Source organism: Massilia pseudoviolaceinigra, from assembly GCF_030846505.1.
In the GTDB taxonomy this organism is placed as follows: domain Bacteria; phylum Pseudomonadota; class Gammaproteobacteria; order Burkholderiales; family Burkholderiaceae_D; genus Telluria_A; species Telluria_A violaceinigra.
In genome coordinates this window covers 151,050-168,192 of the sequence record NZ_JAVCWL010000008.1, presented here as the reverse complement: position 1 = coordinate 168,192, position 17,143 = coordinate 151,050, and the positions used below count along the sequence as shown (strand labels likewise).

7 protein-coding genes are annotated in these 17,143 nt (G+C 66.4%); 6 read left to right on the top strand and 1 reads right to left on the bottom strand.

Going from position 1 to position 17,143, the window contains the following annotated elements:
• Positions 1 to 40: 40 nt before the first annotated feature.
• The 5 genes from map (at position 41) to RBA40_RS10145 (ending at position 8,226) form a co-directional block, all read left to right on the top strand.
• Complete coding sequence (map, locus tag RBA40_RS10165) at positions 41 to 868, top strand: type I methionyl aminopeptidase (RefSeq protein WP_306647790.1); 828 nt, start codon at positions 41 to 43, stop codon at positions 866 to 868.
• A gap of 13 nt (positions 869 to 881) precedes the next feature.
• Positions 882 to 3,464, top strand: coding sequence for a [protein-PII] uridylyltransferase (locus tag RBA40_RS10160; RefSeq protein WP_306647789.1), 2,583 nt, complete (start codon positions 882 to 884; stop codon positions 3,462 to 3,464).
• Between the two features lie 52 nt (positions 3,465 to 3,516).
• Positions 3,517 to 4,263: a pseudouridine synthase gene (locus RBA40_RS10155; protein WP_306647788.1), complete on the top strand. Its 747-nt coding sequence runs from the start codon at positions 3,517 to 3,519 to the stop codon at positions 4,261 to 4,263.
• Positions 4,264 to 5,016: 753 nt separating this feature from the next.
• Positions 5,017 to 6,417 (top strand): PLL family lectin, encoded by a 1,401-nt coding sequence (locus RBA40_RS10150; protein WP_306647787.1) that lies wholly within the window; start codon positions 5,017 to 5,019, stop codon positions 6,415 to 6,417.
• Between the two features lie 336 nt (positions 6,418 to 6,753).
• Positions 6,754 to 8,226: a family 43 glycosylhydrolase gene (locus tag RBA40_RS10145; protein WP_306647786.1), complete on the top strand. Its 1,473-nt coding sequence runs from the start codon at positions 6,754 to 6,756 to the stop codon at positions 8,224 to 8,226.
• Between the two features lie 91 nt (positions 8,227 to 8,317).
• On the opposite strand, the gene RBA40_RS10140 is transcribed toward RBA40_RS10145, so the two are convergent.
• On the bottom strand, positions 8,318 to 8,767 hold the full coding sequence (locus RBA40_RS10140; protein WP_306647785.1) for a hypothetical protein: 450 nt from the start codon (positions 8,765 to 8,767) through the stop codon (positions 8,318 to 8,320).
• An 817-nt stretch (positions 8,768 to 9,584) separates the two neighbouring features.
• Here RBA40_RS10140 and RBA40_RS10135 point away from each other — a divergent pair.
• Entirely contained in the window at positions 9,585 to 17,138 is a 7,554-nt protein-coding gene (locus RBA40_RS10135) for a SpvB/TcaC N-terminal domain-containing protein (RefSeq protein ID WP_306647784.1), read from the top strand.
• Positions 17,139 to 17,143 lie beyond the last annotated feature (5 nt).

Here is a 17,143-nt window from a genome sequence, read left to right as displayed (position 1 = left end):
CTGTTACTGATTCTTACTGTTTTATTGCCGATTGCTAACTATGTCCAACATCTCGATCAAATCCCCCGCCGACATCGAAGGCATGCGCATCGCCGGCCGGCTCGGCTCCGAAGTGCTCGACTACATCACACCCTTCGTCAAGGTCGGCGTCACCACGGGCGAACTGGACCGTCTTTGCCACGAATACATGGTCAACGTACAGGGCACCATCCCCGCCCCGCTGAACTATTGCCCGCCTGGCTACACGCCCTACCCCAAAGCCATCTGCACCTCCGTCAACGACGTGATCTGCCACGGCATTCCGGGCGATAAGGTGCTCAAGGATGGCGATATGGTCAACCTCGACATCACCGTCATCAAGGATGGCTACCACGGCGACAACAGCCGCATGTTCCTGGTCGGCAAACCGTCGATCCTGGCCAAGCGCCTCTCCGAAGTCACCTACGAATGCATGTGGCTCGGCATTGCCCAGGTCAAGCCGGGCGCGCACCTGGGCGACATCGGCCACGTGATCCAGCAGCACGCCGAAAAGAACGGCTACAGCGTGGTGCGCGAATTCTGCGGCCACGGCATCGGCAAGGTCTTCCACGAAGAGCCGCAGGTGCTGCACTACGGCCGTCCCGGCACCTTGGAGCGCCTGGAAGCGGGCATGATCTTCACCATCGAGCCGATGATCAACGCCGGCCGGCGCGAGATCAAGGAAATGGGCGATGGCTGGACCATCAAGACCAAGGACAAGAAACCGTCCGCCCAGTGGGAACACACGATCCTGGTCACCGAAACCGGCTACGAAGTGCTGACCGTCTCGGCCGGCTCGCCGCCGCCGCCGGCCTTCATCACCGAGGCCAGCGCCGCCGTCACGGCCTAAGGCCAGAGCCGCCATGCCCGCCGCCGCGCTCAAGAAGCAGTCCCGCGACCTCCTCAAGCAAAGGCTGAAGGCGGAGCGGGTAGTGCTGATCGCCGCCTTCCGCGCCGACGGCAAGCCCGAAAAGCTGCTGCGCGGCCTGCGCCACAGCGTCGACGAGGTGCTCACCGAAGCGTGGCAAACGGTCGGCCTGCCCGCCTCTACCGCGCTGGTGGGCGTGGGCGGCTACGGGCGCGGCGAACTGTTTCCGTTTTCCGATGTCGACCTGCTGATCCTACTGTCCGAACCGGCCGACGCCATCACCCGGGCCAAGCTGGAAGAACTGGTGCAGATGCTGTGGGACCTGGGCCTGGAAATCGGCTCGAGCATCCGCACCATCGAGGAGTGCATGAGCGAGTCGAAGGCCGACATCACGGTGCAGACGAGCCTGTTAGAGGCGCGCCTGGTGTGCGGCGCTGCGGTCCTGTTCGAGCAATTGCAGGAACGCTACCTTGGCACGCTCGACCCGCGCGCGTTTTTCCACGCCAAGGCGGCCGAAATGCGCCTGCGCCACGCCAAGTACGAAGACACCGCCTTCAGTCTGGAGCCCAACGTCAAGGAAAGCCCGGGCGGCCTGCGCGACCTGCAGGTGATCCTGTGGGTGGCCAAGGCGGCCGGACTGGCGAACTCCTGGGGCCAGCTGGCCACGCGCGGCCTGATCACCCAGACCGAAGCGCGCCAGCTGATGGAAAAGGAGCGCGCCTTCAAGGATATCCGCGTGCGCCTGCACCTGCACGCCAACCGGCGCGAAGACCGCCTGGTGTTCGACGTCCAAACCCCGATCGCGGAAAGCTTTGGACTGAAAACCACCGGCGAAGGCATCAATGCGCGCCGCGCCAGCGAATACCTGATGCAGCGCTACTACTGGGCGGCCAAGACGGTCACCCAGCTCAACACCATCATGCTGCAAAATATCGAAGCGCAGCTGTTCCCCGAGGCCAACGAGGCCGAGGCGATCAACGAGCGCTTCAACGATGTCAACGGCCTGATCGACATTGCGCACGACGATACCTTCACCCGGCAACCCTCGACGGTGCTGGAAGTGTTCGTGCTGATGACCGAGCGCCCGCACCTGAAGGGCATGACGGCGCGCACCATGCGCGCGCTGTGGCACGCGCGCTTCGAGATCGACGCCAAATTCCGCGAAGATCCGGTCAACCGCGCCCTCTTCCTGCGCATCCTGCAGGCGCCGGTGGGCCTGGTGCACGCGCTGCGGCGCATGAACGATACCAGCATCCTGGGGCGCTACCTGCCGAACTTTCGCCGCATCGTGGGCCAGATGCAGCATGACCTGTTCCATGTGTACACGGTCGACCAGCATATCCTGATGGTGGTGCGCAATATGCGCCGCTTCACGATGACCGAGCACGCGCACGAATACCCGTTCTGCAGCCAGCTGATCGCCAATTTCCGCAAGTCCTGGCTGCTGTACGTGGCCGCGCTGTTCCACGACATCGCCAAGGGCCGCGGCGGCGACCATTCCAAGCTCGGCACCGTGGACGCCGCCCAGTTCTGCGAAGAGCACGCCATCGGCTCGGAAGATACCGAACTGGTGGTGTTCCTGGTCGAAAACCACCTGACCATGTCGCAGGTCGCGCAAAAGCAAGACCTGTCGGACCCGGACGTGATCGAAAGCTTCGCCAAGGTGGTCAAGGACGAGCGCCACCTGACCGCGCTGTACCTGCTCACGGTGGCCGACATCCGCGGCACCAGCCCCAAGGTGTGGAACGCGTGGAAGGCCAAGCTGCTCGAAGACCTGTACCGCGTGACACTGCGCGTGCTCGGGGGCGAGCCGCATTCGGCCGACCGCGAACTGAAAAACCGCCAGGAAGAAGCGATGGCCACCCTGCGCCTGTACGGCCTGCCGGACATCGCCCACGTCGACTTGTGGAAGCAGCTCGACGTCGCCTACTTCCTGCGCCACGACGCTTCCGACATCGCCTGGCAGACGCGCTCGCTGTGGGATAAGCTCGACAGCGTCAAGCCGGTCGTCAAATGCCGCCTGGCGCCGATTGGCGAAGGCTTGCAGGTGGCGGTGTATGCCAAGGACCAGCCCGATCTGTTCGCGCGCATCTGCAGCTATTTCGACCGCAAGAATTTCAGCATCCTCGACGCCAAGATCCACACCACACGGCACGGCTACGCGCTCGATACCTTCATGGTGACCGAGCAGAGCTTCGCCAAGAGCTACCGCGACATCATCAACCTGATCGAGCACGAGATTTGCGAACTGCTGACCTCGCAGGCGCCCTTGCCGGCGCCCACGCGCGGACGCCTCTCGCGCCTGTCGCGTACCTTTCCGCTCACGCCGACGGTCGACTTGCGGCCCGACGAGCGCGGCCAGTATTACCTGCTCTCGATCGCGGCCAACGACCGCACCGGGCTGCTCTACGCCATCGCCAATGTACTCACGCGCTACCGCATCAACCTGCACACGGCCAAGATCATGACCCTGGGCGAGCGGGTGGAAGACGTGTTCCTGGTCGATAGCGCCGTGCTCAACAACGCACGCAACCAGATCCAGCTCGAAACCGACCTGCTCGACGCGCTGCGCGTGTAAGTTTTAAAACTCCCCTTTCCAGCAACCCTTAGCAACCTTTACAAAGCAAGCCATGACTGAATTAGTACGCCTCTCCAAACGCATGTCCGAACTCGGGCTCTCTTCGCGCCGCGAAGCCGATGAATGGATCGCACGCGGCTGGGTGCGGGTCGATGGCCAGGTCATCTCCGAACTGGGCAGCAAAGTGCTGCCGCACCAGAAAATCACCGTCGAGCGCCAGGCCGCGGCCGAGCAATCCAAGCGCGTTACCGTGCTGATCAACAAGCCGATGGGCTACGTCAGCGGCCAGGCCGAGGATGGCTACACGCCGGCCGTGGCCCTCATCAAGGCCGAGAACCGCTGGGCCGACGACCCGTCGCCGGAAACCTTCCACCCGACCCAGTTGCGCTCGCTGGTGCCGGCCGGACGGCTCGACATCGATTCGGTCGGCCTGCTGATCCTCACCCAGGATGGCCGCGTGGCCAAGACCCTGATCGGGCAGGATACCGCCATCGAAAAGGAATACCTGGTGCGCGTGCAGTACACCAAGGAAGGCAAGCTGCCGGAATCGGATTTGAAAAAGCTGTGCTTTGGTCTGTGGATGGACGGCAAGCCGCTGCTGGCGGCCAAGGTGCGCTGGCAAAACGACGACCAGCTCAGCTTCACGCTGAAGGAGGGCAAGAAACGCCAGATCCGCCGCATGTGCGACATGGTGGGTTTGAAAGTGCTTGGCCTGAAGCGCGTGCGTATCGGCAAGGTCAAGCTGGGCGACCTGCCGGTCGGGCAATGGCGCTATCTGCGCCCTGACGAGCAGTTCTGAATTTGACGGCTGCGATCACTTTTTCGCGCTGCGCCACATGGATCTCCGGGCGCCCGAGATCAACCATCTCAACCGCGCCTGGTACACCTATTTCATGCCGTCCAACTGAAGCACGAAGGGCACGGCAATCCTGAAAAAAAGCCACGATGCTTCCTCCCAACGGCGCTGCCAACTACCGGCGGCGCCGAGGATTGCATCGCCTGCCGCGCCCATCCGTCGAAGACCACGACACAATCCGGTCGCCGTGCATAAAAGGCCACCGGAAACGCGATAAGCATTGCCCACGCCGCAGTGCAGACCGACTACCCCCTATGCGGGTAAACAATGTCCCGGATATCGCCATCCACAGCGAGTTTGCCTATCAGCGGCCCCACAAGCTAGTTCATCTTACAGTGGGAATTGCAGACCCATGAACTAGACTATTCCATACACCTCGAGCGCGGAGGTACAGACGTTGAAAGGCCTGCAGTGAATGCGGACAACGAATCGAACGCGGGCGCCGGAACAGGGCGCAACAGGATCGTGATTCCCACGCTGGAGTTGCCCACAGGCGGCGCCGCGATCCGCGCGATCGAAAAAAATTCCGCATCAACGCGGGCAACGGCAGGACTGCCGATTCCCCTTCCCTGTCAAGCCAGCTTCAAATCGCTGGTACCGTAATGCATGACGCCAATGCTGGCGCTCACGGCAAGACGGCATCCCGCGCGCTCTCGAGCGCACAGGGCCTGCAGCAAACAATTCTTGGAGAACAAGATGGCAAAACGTCGTCATATCAATGATGGAAGTTTTTCACCGGCAGATATACAACTCTTGAGTTCGAAAATTCTCGCCTATATCGATGATGCGGTACGGCTCGAACACAGCAATGGGCACCAATGGCATCACCTCGGCAGTGCAGCGTTCTTCGACGGACATCGCCAATTCATCGGAAAACTTGAGTCCTGGCTCGTTTCTCAAGGATTGCCTCAGTTCGTCCCGCTTCCGAAATGGGACCCCGCCACCCGCATTCCAGATTCGTTTACCTTGGTCAAGATGCTGCCGGCCGTGATTAACGCAGGCGTTGGGCCAACCATTTTGAACGCCACGCCCAATCTGCCCATGCCCGCCCACCTGCTGAATATGTCCCCGTTTCCCAGCGTCGCTGCGTTGGCGGCGGATATGCCGCTCCAACATTGGCATGGCACCGTTCACGGGACCGTGGGTGGCGCCATGGCGCAACTGGACCTTTCTCCTTGTGCGGCAATTTTCTGGCTTTGGCATGCCTTTATTGATGATATTTATGAGGATTGGATCACCTGGCCCGTATGGCAATCGATCGGCGGTGGACTGACCAGTGATCCTGCTGCGACATTAAATGCGCCGGGTGGGGTGGTCGTCTTCGCACGGGGATCGGACGATGCGCTCTGGCATACCTGGCAGGACCATATCAATGGGAACTGGCACGGTTGGGAGTCACTCGGTGGAATTTGTACCAGCGGACCAGGAGCCGCGCTTTACCGGGACGGCCGCCTCAACGCATTTGTACGCGGTGCCGACAACGCCATCTGGACGCGCTGGCAAACCAGCCCCAACGGCAATTGGTCGAATTGGGAGTCGATCGGTGGCGTGCTCGCCAGCGGGCCGGCTGCCACATTGAATGCACCTGGGGGGCTAGTGGTCTTCGCACTCGGTACCGACAACGCGCTCTGGCATACCTGGCAGGACCATATGAATGGGGATTGGCACGCATGGGAGTCGCTCGGAGGCAGCTGTACCAGCGGCCCGGGCGCCGCACTCTATCAAGATGGACGCCTGAACGCGTTCATTCGCGGTACCGACAACGCCATCTGGACGCGATGGCAAACCAGCCCCAATGGCAACTGGTCCGATTGGGAGTCGATTGGTGGCGTACTGACAAGCGGGCCGGCCGCCACATTGAATGCGGGCGGTGGACTGACCGTCTTCGCGCGGTCCACCGACAACGCGCTCTGGCATACCTGGCAGGACCATATCAACGGGAACTGGCACGCCTGGGAGTCGCTCGGTGGTGTTGGCACAAGCGGTCCTGGAGCGGCGCTCTATCTGGATGGACGCCTCAACGCCTTCATGCGCGGCACCGACAACGCCATCTGGACACGTTGGCAAACAACGCCCAATGGAAACTGGTCGCGCTGATTGGCGATGAAGCGTTCCCAAGTTCACCGTCCGGCCGGGCCGACAGTGTTGACGGCGGCGCCGTGGCGTGTCTGGCAATGGGCCGATCAAGCAGCACGCAGTCGCATGCCGCAGGCTGTTCCCGCATGGCGGCGCTCTTGAACCTGCTCAGCGCTGCCGCCGCCAAACGCGGCCGCGTGCCGAGCGCGCCATCTGCGATCACTTTTTTATCGTCCGTGATGTCCGCTTTGGGATTAGACGGCCCTTGACGCGGCGACCATACTCTGCTGGCGAGCCGTGGCACACCATGGCCGTACCGTCCGCCCACAGGCGGCGGTTCACCAATGGAGACTGCCAATGTCAAAACAACCCGTGATCCCGGCGGGACGGCTCGCCGCCTGCGTCGCCGCCCTGCTCTTGCCCGCCCTCGCCAGCGCCGCCTCGACCACCTTCATCAACCCGGTCGGGCCAAGCACGGCCTCCTCGGCCGATCCCCACGTCATGCGCCACAGCGATGGCAACTACTACTTCGTCTCGACCGCGCCCGGCTGGGACAAGCTGGAGTTGCGCAAGTCGCCCTCGCTGTCGGGCATCGGCGCGCGCACGCCGGTCACGGTGTTCGTCAAGACAGCGGCCTGCAGCGGCAATAACTGCACCAGCAAGGAAATCTGGGCGCCCGAGATCAACCATATCAACGGCGCCTGGTACATCTATTTTTCGGGCGCCGGCACCGACAACCAGCACCGCGTGTTTGCCATCCGCAACCCCAGCGCCGATCCGACCACAGGCACCTGGAGCGCACCGGTCAAGGTGGCCGACAGCGAGGACAGCTGGGCGATCGACCAGACCGTGGCCAACATCAACGGCCAGCTTTACATGGCCTGGTCGGACATCTCCGGAGGGCAGCCGCAGCGCATCAAGATCGCGCGCATGAGCAGTCCGACCACGCTCATCGGCATGGGCGCGGTCATTTCCACCCCGACCCTCGCCTGGGAAAAGTCCGGCGCGGCAGTCAACGAGGCGCCGGCATTCATCGTGCACGGCAACAAGGTGCACCTGAGTATCTCGGCCAGCGGTTGCTGGACCGACGATTACAAGCTCGGCCTGCTCACCGCCAATCTGGGCGCGGACCTGACCATGCCGTCCAACTGGAGCAAGGCGGCCACGCCGATCCTGCAAAAAGGCAACGGCGCCTTTGGTCCCGGCCACAACGGCTTTACCAAGTCCCCGGACGGCACCGAAGACTGGATCGTCTACCATGCCAATCCCGCCACCGGCCAGGGCTGCGGCGATTCGCGCACCACGCGCATCCAGAAGGTGGGCTGGAATGGCGACGTTCCCGTGATCGGCGCCCCGCTCGCTGCCGGCACGCCCGTGACGCGCCCATCGGGCGAAGGAAGCGGCACGATCTGGTACCGCGTGCGCAACGAGGCCAGCGGCAAGGTGATGAGCATCGACCGCGCCGCCGCGGCCAACGGCGCCGCCATCTGGCAATTCACGAACCTCAACAATTCCGACCAATTGTGGTCGCTAGACCCGGTCGACGGCGCCTGGTTCAAGCTCACCTCGAACTACAACGGCAATGTGGTCGACGTGGCGGGCCACAGCACCGCGCCCGGGGTGGCGGTCAAGACCCAGCCCTACGGCGCGACCTATAACCAGCAGTGGCAGCTGGTGCCGGGCACGACCCAGCATGTCGGCGTGCGCAACCGCAACAGTGGGCTGATGCTCGACAACCGCGACGGCAGCCTGCTCGACGGCGCCGTGATCCAGCAGTGGAGCGGGAATGGGCTGGCGCCGCAACGCTGGCGCCTGGAGCGGGCAAACTGATCGCGTCATCGTGCCTCCCCGGTCGCCGTGAGCTGCGGCGCTATGTGCGAGCCTGACGAACAGCTCCGGCCTCGGCGGCAGCGGCGCGCGCTTACAGCTCGTACGGCTCCGTCCTCTTGTCTTTTGGCCACGGGCGGAAAGCTGGCTTGTATCCGGGCGGCGGTTCATAGGGATTGTCGCGCGTGAATTCGCCTGAGTACACGGCGGCTTCCAGCTCATGCAGCGCAACGTTGAAGTCCCCGGCGGGCATATGGGCAAGTGGATCTTCGCTCACCTGCTCAATCATGTCGGGCCAGGGGCCGTCTGCGTCCTCGGTTAAATCCTCCGGCAATGTCGCGCCACCGTCCTGGGCATGGTTGCCCTCGCCTGGCGCCAATCCTGAAACAGGGCCGGGCCCCGCCGACGCAGCGCGTACCGAACTGCCGTCGGGGCCGCGTGCAACGGCTGGCATCAGCGGCGCGATCAAGCCGAGCGGTAACCCGGGCCATGCGTCGATGTAGCAAACAGTCGCGCCCAGGTGCCCAATTTTTTTTCCAGGCATGTGGCGAGTACCACTCGAAAAACCATCGCATCATTTCTTCTTGCAATGCAGTATTGATCTTCGACGTGTACAAACCTGCGGCCCCGAAGATTGCTGAGCCAACCTCGACGGACATGTCATCCGAATCCGCTAACGGACTGGTCTTAAGTTCCCGATCCATGACCCTGCTCCTTAACGTAGGTAATCCAGGCTGGCGGACAAAGACCGCGCCAGCAGGAGATCGACCCTGATGCGTGAAGCTCATTGCCTGCAAAGCATTCGATGGCGCTGCGGCGAGGTACCAAAGGAAAACGCTGCGCTGACCGCTACAATCGAGCGCTGGATAGCCCTCCGACAAGAGCATGATTGCCAACGGTACCGACCTGCCGTCGCCATTTGAAATATCAATACATTCAAGACTCGCTTTCCTGCGAAAAGTTCGCTCAAACAAAGCCGCCATCGCGCCCTCATGAACCTCAGATATCGGCAAACGATGTTCCGCCCGGCACAGGCAGTCGACTCAAATGTTTAGCATGCATACGCGCTGGAAGAGTGGTTAAAACGCGATTCTCTTCCGGCGACCGCTGATTCGATACCGAAAAATACAACTCATCGTCAACGAGTCGCACTGTTTTTCTGGCGCTATTGCCAGCGCTGATCGGACATCCAGACCCACGCAGGGCGCGCTGGCATTTTCGGAATGCAGCAACCATTACTCGCAGTTATTTGTGTATCAATCACCCCACAGCTAGTTCAATTTGTCGTGGAAATTACAGAAACACGGACTAGACTATTCCCTACACCTCGAGCCCGCATTCCCCACGTTTAAAGGCCAGCCTTGAACACGGACAACGAATCGAACGCGGGCGCTGGAGCCAGGCGCAACAGGATCGAGATCCCCAAGCTCGAGTTGCCCAAGGGGGGCGGGGCCATCCGCGCGATCGATGAAAAATTTCGCGTCAACGCGGCCAATGGCACGTCGGCCCTCTCCATCCCCCTTCCCTTCCAGGCCGGCCGCGGCGCACTGGTTCCCGGCCATTCGCTCAACTACGATTCCGGCAGCGGCGCCGGCGTGTTCGGTGCCGGCTGGACGCTCGACCTGCCGAGCGTGACGCGCGCCACCGGCAAACGCCTGCCGGGCTACGACGATGCAGCCGACGGTGACGACTTCCAGCTCAGCGGCGTGGAAGACCTGGTACCGGCCATGCGCAGCGGTCTTGGCGGCGAACCCGAACCCGACATCGACGAGATCGATGGTTACCGCATCCAGCGCTACCGGCCACGCAGCGAAGGCACCTTCTGGCGCATCGAACGCATCAGCCTGGCCGGCGAGCCCGCATGCTACTGGCGCATCTCGCCGGGCGACGGCACCACCACCATTTTCGGACGCAGCGGCGCGGCCCGCATTGCCGATCCGCAGGCGCCGCAACGCGTGTTCCGCTGGCTGCCCGAGTGGCGCTTTGACGATCAGGGCAACTGCCTCGAATACGTCTACAAGGCCGAAGACCTGGCCAACGTGCCGCGGCGCGCCTGCGAGGCCAACCGCCACGCGGGTGCCACGACGTTTGCCAACCGCTACCTCAAGCGCATCTTCCACAACAACCGCCATCCCTATTCGACCGGCGAGGCGCCGCCCTGGGACCCGCCGCGCCCGCTCGATCCCGGCTACTTTTTCCAGGCCGTGTTTGACTATGGCGAGCACGGCGAGGAGCGCGGGTCCGCCGAGCTGCGCGACTGGATGGCGCGCGGCGACCCGCTGTCGGACCGGCGCGCCGGTTTCGAGCTGCGCACGTATCGGTTATGCCGACGCATTCTGTTCCTGAACCGTTTCGAGGAACTCGATCCGGGCGCCGCCATCACGCCCTGGATTCCGGTCAAGGGACTCGAACTGAGCTACGCCCATGCGGACTTCAGCCTGCCCGCCGGCGCGCCAATCGAATGCGACACCCTGCTCGCGCTGGCCGAAGCGGGCTACCGGCCGGATGGCGCCGGCGGCGTCGCCCGCACCGCGCTGGCGCCCACCACGTTCGCCTATCACCCCGCCGAACCGGCGCGCAGCGTCAGCCGCGCCAGCCGCGCCGACCTGCCCAACGCCCCGGAGGGCCTGATGGGCGAAGTCCACGCACTCGACCTGTACGGCGACGGCGTACCGGGCCTGCTGTCCGAAGTCGAGAATGCATGGCTGTATGCGCGCAACCTGGGCCAGGGGCGCTTCGGCCCGGCGCGGCAGGTCTGGTCCAGGCCATCGCTGAGCGGCATCGACAGCGCCGTGCTGCAGGTGCGCGACCTCGATGCCGATGGCGCCAAGGAAATCGTGGTGGAGTCGCCCGGCCTGAACGGCTACTTCCCGATCGGCGACGACGGCAAGGTCCGGCCGCTGGTGCATTTCATGCGGGCGGCGGTGCTGGCGCCGCAGGCGCGCCGCAAGCTGATCGACCTCGATGGCGACGGGCGCCCCGAAATCGTCGTCGCCGCCCACAACGAATTGCGCTACCTCGACAGCCTGGGCCGCCAGGGCCACGGGCGCTGGCGCAGCGCGCCGCTGCCGGCCGGCCCGGAACGCCTGCCCTTCGGCGACGAGAGCGAGGGCATTCACGTGGCCGACATGAGCGGCGACGGCCTGGCCGACGTGGTGCGGGTGCGCCACGACAGCGTGGCCTACTGGCCCAATCTCGGCCACGGCCGCTTCGGCGCGCGCATCGACATGGATGGCGCCCCCCTGCTCGACAGCCCGGAGCGTTTCGACGCACGCCGCGTGCAGCTGGCCGACCTGAGCGGCACCGGCGCATCCGACCTGGTCTACGAATCCGATGCCGGGCCGCTGGTGGCGATCAACCAGGGCGGCAACGGCTGGGCACAGCCGGTGCGCTTCCCGAACCTGCGCGGCGCGGCGCCGGCGACCCGCCTGATCGTCATGGACTTGCTGGCCGAGGGCACGCCCTGCCTGGTGCGCTCCAGCAGCCTGGCGGCCGACGCCGGCACCCCGCTGGCCTGGATCGACCTGTACCGCGGCGCCAAGCCCTACCTGCTGGCGGCAGTCGACAATGGCGCCGGCAAGACGGTCAACATCGGCTACCGCAGCTCGGCCCAGTACCTGCTCGACGACGAACGCGCCGGCCAGCCGTGGCTGACCCGGCTGCCGTTCCCGGTCGCCTGCGTGGCCCGGGTGGAGATCCGCGATAGCGTCACCAACAGCCGCTTCGTCACCACCTACCGCTACCGGCACGGCTACTACGACCAGCGCGACCGCGAATTTCGCGGCTTCGCCATGGTCGAGGAAACCGACACCGAAAGCTACGCCAGCCTGGCCGGCGCCGAAGCGGGCAATGCGCCGGCGCCCGACCTGCACGAAGCGCCCACACGCCAGCGCCAGTGGTTCCATACCGGCGCCTTTCCCGGCTGGGACCTGTACCGGCGCCTGGCCGGCGAATTCGCGCCGCTGCCGGCCGCCGCCGCCGGCCTCGATGGCAGTGTCGACGAAGACCTCGCCCCCGACGCGCCGCGCGACCGCCTGGCGGCGCACCGGGTGCTCAAGGGGAAACCGCTGCGCACCGAGGTATGCGTGCTGGACGGCACGGCGCAGCAGGAACTGCCCTATCAAATCACCATCCATTCCTACCGCATCGGCCTGCTGCAAGCGCAGGGCGGGCAACGCTACGGCGTGTACCAGGCGCTCGACAGCGGTTCGTCCGAGATCCACATGGAACGCGACGCCGCCGACCCGCGCATCACCTCCCAGCTCAGCCTCGCCGTCGACGACCGCGGCCTGCCGCTGCGCAGCGCCCAGGTGGCGTACGGCCGCGCGGCGCCGCCGGCCGGCCTCGACACCGAGGTGGCGGCGGCCCAGCGGCGCAGCCACATCACCGTGCAAACGCGCCGCTACACGGCCGACATCGACACCCCGGGCCAGTGGCGCAGCCGGGCCCTGTTCGAGAGCGCCGCCTACGAACTGACCGGTCTCGGCGCACCGGTGGCGCCGTGGAGCGCGGGCGAACTCGACGCGGCCTTCCTGGGCGCCGCCGTGCGCAGCTACGGCGCGCCCGAACCGGCCACCCCGGCCCGCCGCCTGACCGAACTGGACCGCACCTTGTTCGCCGCCGACGCCGACCCCGACACCGCGCTGGCGCTGGGGGTGGCGGCCGCGCGCGGCATCGTGCACGAGCGCTACCGGCTCGCCTTCGACAGCACCCTGCCGGCCCTGCTGTACGGCAGCCACGTCGGTGCGGCCGACCTGGCCGCGGCGGGCTACCGCGCCGAAGCGGCGCTGGCCGCCGCCGGCCTGTTCCCCCTGGAAGAAGCGGGACGCTGGTGGAGCGCTTCGGGGCGGGTCGAATACCCGCCCGACCCGCAAGCGGCCTTCTTCCGGCCGCACGCGTATATCGACCCGATGGGCCAGCGCACCGAAGTGCGCGAATACCGCGACTATTATTTGCTGATCGACCGTATCCGCGACGCCGCCGGCAACCACGTCACGGTGACGGACATCGATTTTTACGTGGTCGCGCCGCGCGAGGTGCGCGACATCAACGACAACCTCTCTGGCGTGGCCTACGACCGCCTCGGCCTGGTGTCCGGCTCCGCCCTGATGGGCAAGGGCGCCGAAGCCGATACCCTGGCCGGCTTCGCCCCCGACCTGAGCGAGGCCCAGATCGATGCCTTTTTCGCCGATCCGCCCGGCCAGGCGCGCGCCCTGCTGGGCAACGCCACCACGCGGGTCGTCAGCGACCACCGGCGCCAGCCCAACTGGTCGGCCGTGATCGGGCGCGCCATGCACGCCGCCGACGAAAGTGCGGCGGGGGTCCAGGGGCAGCTGCAGGTCGCCTTCGACTACACCGACGGCATGGGACGGGTGGCGCTGCGCAAGCTGATGGCCGAACCGGGCGAAGCGCTGACCATGAGCGCCACCCCGGACGGACCGGTCGCCGTGACGGTCGACAGCGGCAGCGCCCCGCGCTGGGTCGCCAGCGGACGCAAGGTGGCCAACAACAAGGGCAACGTGGTGCTCGAATACAGCCCGTACTTTGCGCTCACCCATGTCTATGAGGACGCCGACGCGCTGGTCGCGGCGGGACACTCGCGCCGCAACCACCACGATGGCCTGGGCCGGCTGGTGGCCGTCGACCATCCCGACGGCAGCCGCGAGGAAACCCGCATCGCGGCCTGGTCGCGCACCCGGCACGACCGCAACGACCTGGCGCCTTCCTCGGCGTGGCGCAGCGCGCGCATCGGCGGCGCGCGCGGCCCGGCGGCGCGCGATGCCGCCCTGCAGACCGACCTGCACGCGGCCACCCCGACCGTCGAGCACAGCGACGCCCTGGGCCACCTGTTGGCGCGGATCGACCATAACCGCCGCATCGACCGCGCCAGCGGCCTGGCGGTCGACGAATTCCTGGTCACCCGCAGCGAGACCGACATCGAAGGCAATGTGCGGCGCGTGCGCGACCCGCGCGGGGTCGAGATCGTGCGCCATGCCTACGACATGTCCGGCACGCGCGCCGCGTCCGTCAGCGCCGACAGCGGCGCACGCTGGCGCCTGTCGGACGCACTGGGCAAGATGGCGCTGGCCGGCGACGCCAAGGACAACCGGATGTGGATCGTCTACGACGCCATGCAGCGCCCGTGGCAATTCTGGGTCAGGACGCCGGGCGGCCCCGCTGTGCTGCGCGAGCACCACCGCTACGGGGGCGCGGCCGACGCGCCGCTCAACGCCAACGGCCGCCTGGTCGAACTGCACGACAGCGCCGGCAGCGTCGCCACGCCGCGCTACGACCTGCGCGGCAATGTGCTGGAAACGGCGCGCCGCGTGCTGGCCGACCCGCGCGCCATCCCCGACTGGCAAGCCGGACACGCACCGGCACTCGCGGCTGCCGCCCATGTGACGCTCACGCGCCACGATGCCCTCAACCGCCTGACCAGCCTCACCGCGCCGGACGGCAGCGTCGAAGTGTATGCCTACAGCGAAACCAACCTGGTCGAGACGGTCGACGTCACGCCGGTGGGCGGCGCGACCACCCGCTTCGTCTCCGACATCGACTACGACGCCAAGGGGCAGCGCCGCTTCATCAGCTACGGCAACGGGGTGCGGGCCGACTACGACTACGATGCCGAGACCGACCGCGTGGCGCGCATCCGCCTGCGCCGCGGCGCCAGCGGCCCGCTGCTGCAGGAACTGGCGTACACCTACGACCCGGTCGGCAACGTCACCGCCATCGACGACGCCGCCCTGTCCACGCTGTACTTCAACAACGCCGCGGTGGCGCCGGGCGGCACCTTCAGCTACGACGCGGTGTACCGGCTGGCCGGCGCCAGCGGACGCGAACACGCCTCCGCGCGCGAGGCGCCCGACTGGGGCGATGCCGGGCGCGTGGGACTGCCGCACAAGGCCGACGGCAATGCGCTGCAGCGCTACCAGCAATGGTTCGATTACGACGCCTCCGGCAACCTGCACCAGATCGTCCACAGCGCCGGGCGCGGCGCGCTGGCGCATGCGTGGACGCGCAGCTTCGCCCATGGCGGCACCGACAACCGCCTGCTCGCCTCGAGCGTGGGCGCGGCGCCGGCTGAGAACTATGCCTACGACCTGCACGGCAACACCAGCGCCATGCCCCACCTGGCCAGCCTGGCATGGGACGAGGACAACCGGCTGGTGCACGTGGTCACCAGCGCCGGCGACCATGTCTGGCACAATTACGACAGCGAAGGCAACCGCGTGCGCAAGTATGTGGTGCGCGCCAACGGCACCACCGAAGACCGCGTCTACGTGGGCCGCTGGGAAAGGGTCGAGCACGGGCGCGCCGACGGCAGCCTGCGCGTGGCGCGCGAAACGCTGCACGTGCTCGACGGCCAGGCGCGCATCGCCATGATCGAGCGGCGCACCGCCGGCAGCGACGGCGGTCTCGCGCAGCTGGTCTGCTACCAGTTCGGCAACGCGCTCGGCACCGCCCTGCTGGAACTGGACGACGCCGGCGCCGTCATCTCGTACGAAGAATTCCATCCGTTTGGCTCAAGCGCGCTGCAATCGGTGTCCACGCTGCGGCGCGAGGTGCCCAAGCGCTACCGCTACACCGGCAAGGAGCGCGATGCCGAAACCGGTTTTTACTACCATGGCGCGCGCTACATGGCGCCCTGGCTGTGCCGCTGGACCTCGCCCGACCCGCTCGGCGCGAGCGATGGCAATAACCTGTACGTCTACGCCGGCAACCGCCCGATCGGCTCAAACGACTCGACCGGCCTGTGGGAAATGCCGAGCTGGCGCACGGTGGCCATCGTGGCGGCGGTGGTTGTGGTGGGCGCCGTCGTCACCGTCGCCACGGCGGGCGCGGCGGCGCCGATCGTGGCCGGCGCGGTGGCCAGCATCGGCCTGACCGGCACCGCCGCCACCGTGGCCACCGGGGTCGGGGTGGGCATCGCCTCGGGCGCGGCGGCCGGCTTTGTCTCGGGCGCGGCCGGCGAAGCCACGCGCCAGACCGTCAACAGCCGCGCCCTGGGCCTGGGCACGGCCGAGTTTTCCGGGCGCGCGATCCTGAGCGAAGCCGGTTCCGGCGCCGTGACCGGCGCCGCCATCGGTGGCGCCATCGGTGGCGCCGCCGCCTTTGCCGGCACTGCCGCCGGCGCCGCCGCGATCGGTGTGGCGGGGCGCGCCACTGCGGCGGCCACACGCGCCGTGGTGCCGGCCGCGATCAGGTCGGCGGTGGCGTCCGGCGCACGCGGCGCCGCCGGCGCCATTGCGCGCACGGCCGCGCGGGCCGGCTCCACCGCCGCCGGCCAGACCGTGCGGCGCGGCGTGGAAGCGGTGGGACGGCGCGTGGCGGCGCTCGAACAGGCCTCGGCCCAGCGCGGCCTGCAAGTGTCGCGCGGGCTGTACCGCCAGGGCAGCATCGGGCGCATCGCCAGCGAGCGCGTGGTGCGCACCGGCAGCATCGCGGAAACCTTCAACGCCCAGCCCACGCCAAACTACAACAGCCAGCTGGCGATGATGCCGGGCGACGAAGCGGCCGGTGTGCTGAGCGATGGTGTGTATCGGGTCAACCCCACCGCGCGCTTGCTTGAGGAAAGACTCAGCCCGACCGGGCTGATCGAAAATAGCCGCATGTCGGGACGGTTCATGTACGTGGTCAACGAGGATGGCCAAATCATCATGGGCACCCGCGGCGGGCTGGTCGACGGGGTGCGCCAGCGCATGCCGCACCCGACGCTGGTGGGCGGGGCCGAGCCGCAGGTGCAGGCAGCCGGCATGGTCGATATCCGGGGCGGGCGCATTTTTTCGGTCGACAACGACTCGGGCCACTTCCGGCCATCGGCCGAATCGTTGCAGGCAGCCGCGGCAGCCTTCGGGCGCCTGCCGGACAACGCCTTCCACCGCGCTTTCCAGGGATTCCTGAACCTTTACTGAGGATG

Bases quoted from the DNA above. Each gene is read 5' to 3' on its own strand.
- RBA40_RS10150 (WP_306647787.1), top strand. From the start codon at position 5,017: ATGGCAAAACGTCGTCATATCAATGATGGAAGTTTTTCACCGGCAGAT.
- map (WP_306647790.1), top strand. From the start codon at position 41: ATGTCCAACATCTCGATCAAATCCCCCGCCGACATCGAAGGCATGCGC.
- RBA40_RS10145 (WP_306647786.1), top strand. From the start codon at position 6,754: ATGTCAAAACAACCCGTGATCCCGGCGGGACGGCTCGCCGCCTGCGTC.
- RBA40_RS10140 (WP_306647785.1), bottom strand. From the start codon at position 8,767: ATGCCTGGAAAAAAAATTGGGCACCTGGGCGCGACTGTTTGCTACATC.
- RBA40_RS10155 (WP_306647788.1), top strand. From the start codon at position 3,517: ATGACTGAATTAGTACGCCTCTCCAAACGCATGTCCGAACTCGGGCTC.
- RBA40_RS10160 (WP_306647789.1), top strand. From the start codon at position 882: ATGCCCGCCGCCGCGCTCAAGAAGCAGTCCCGCGACCTCCTCAAGCAA.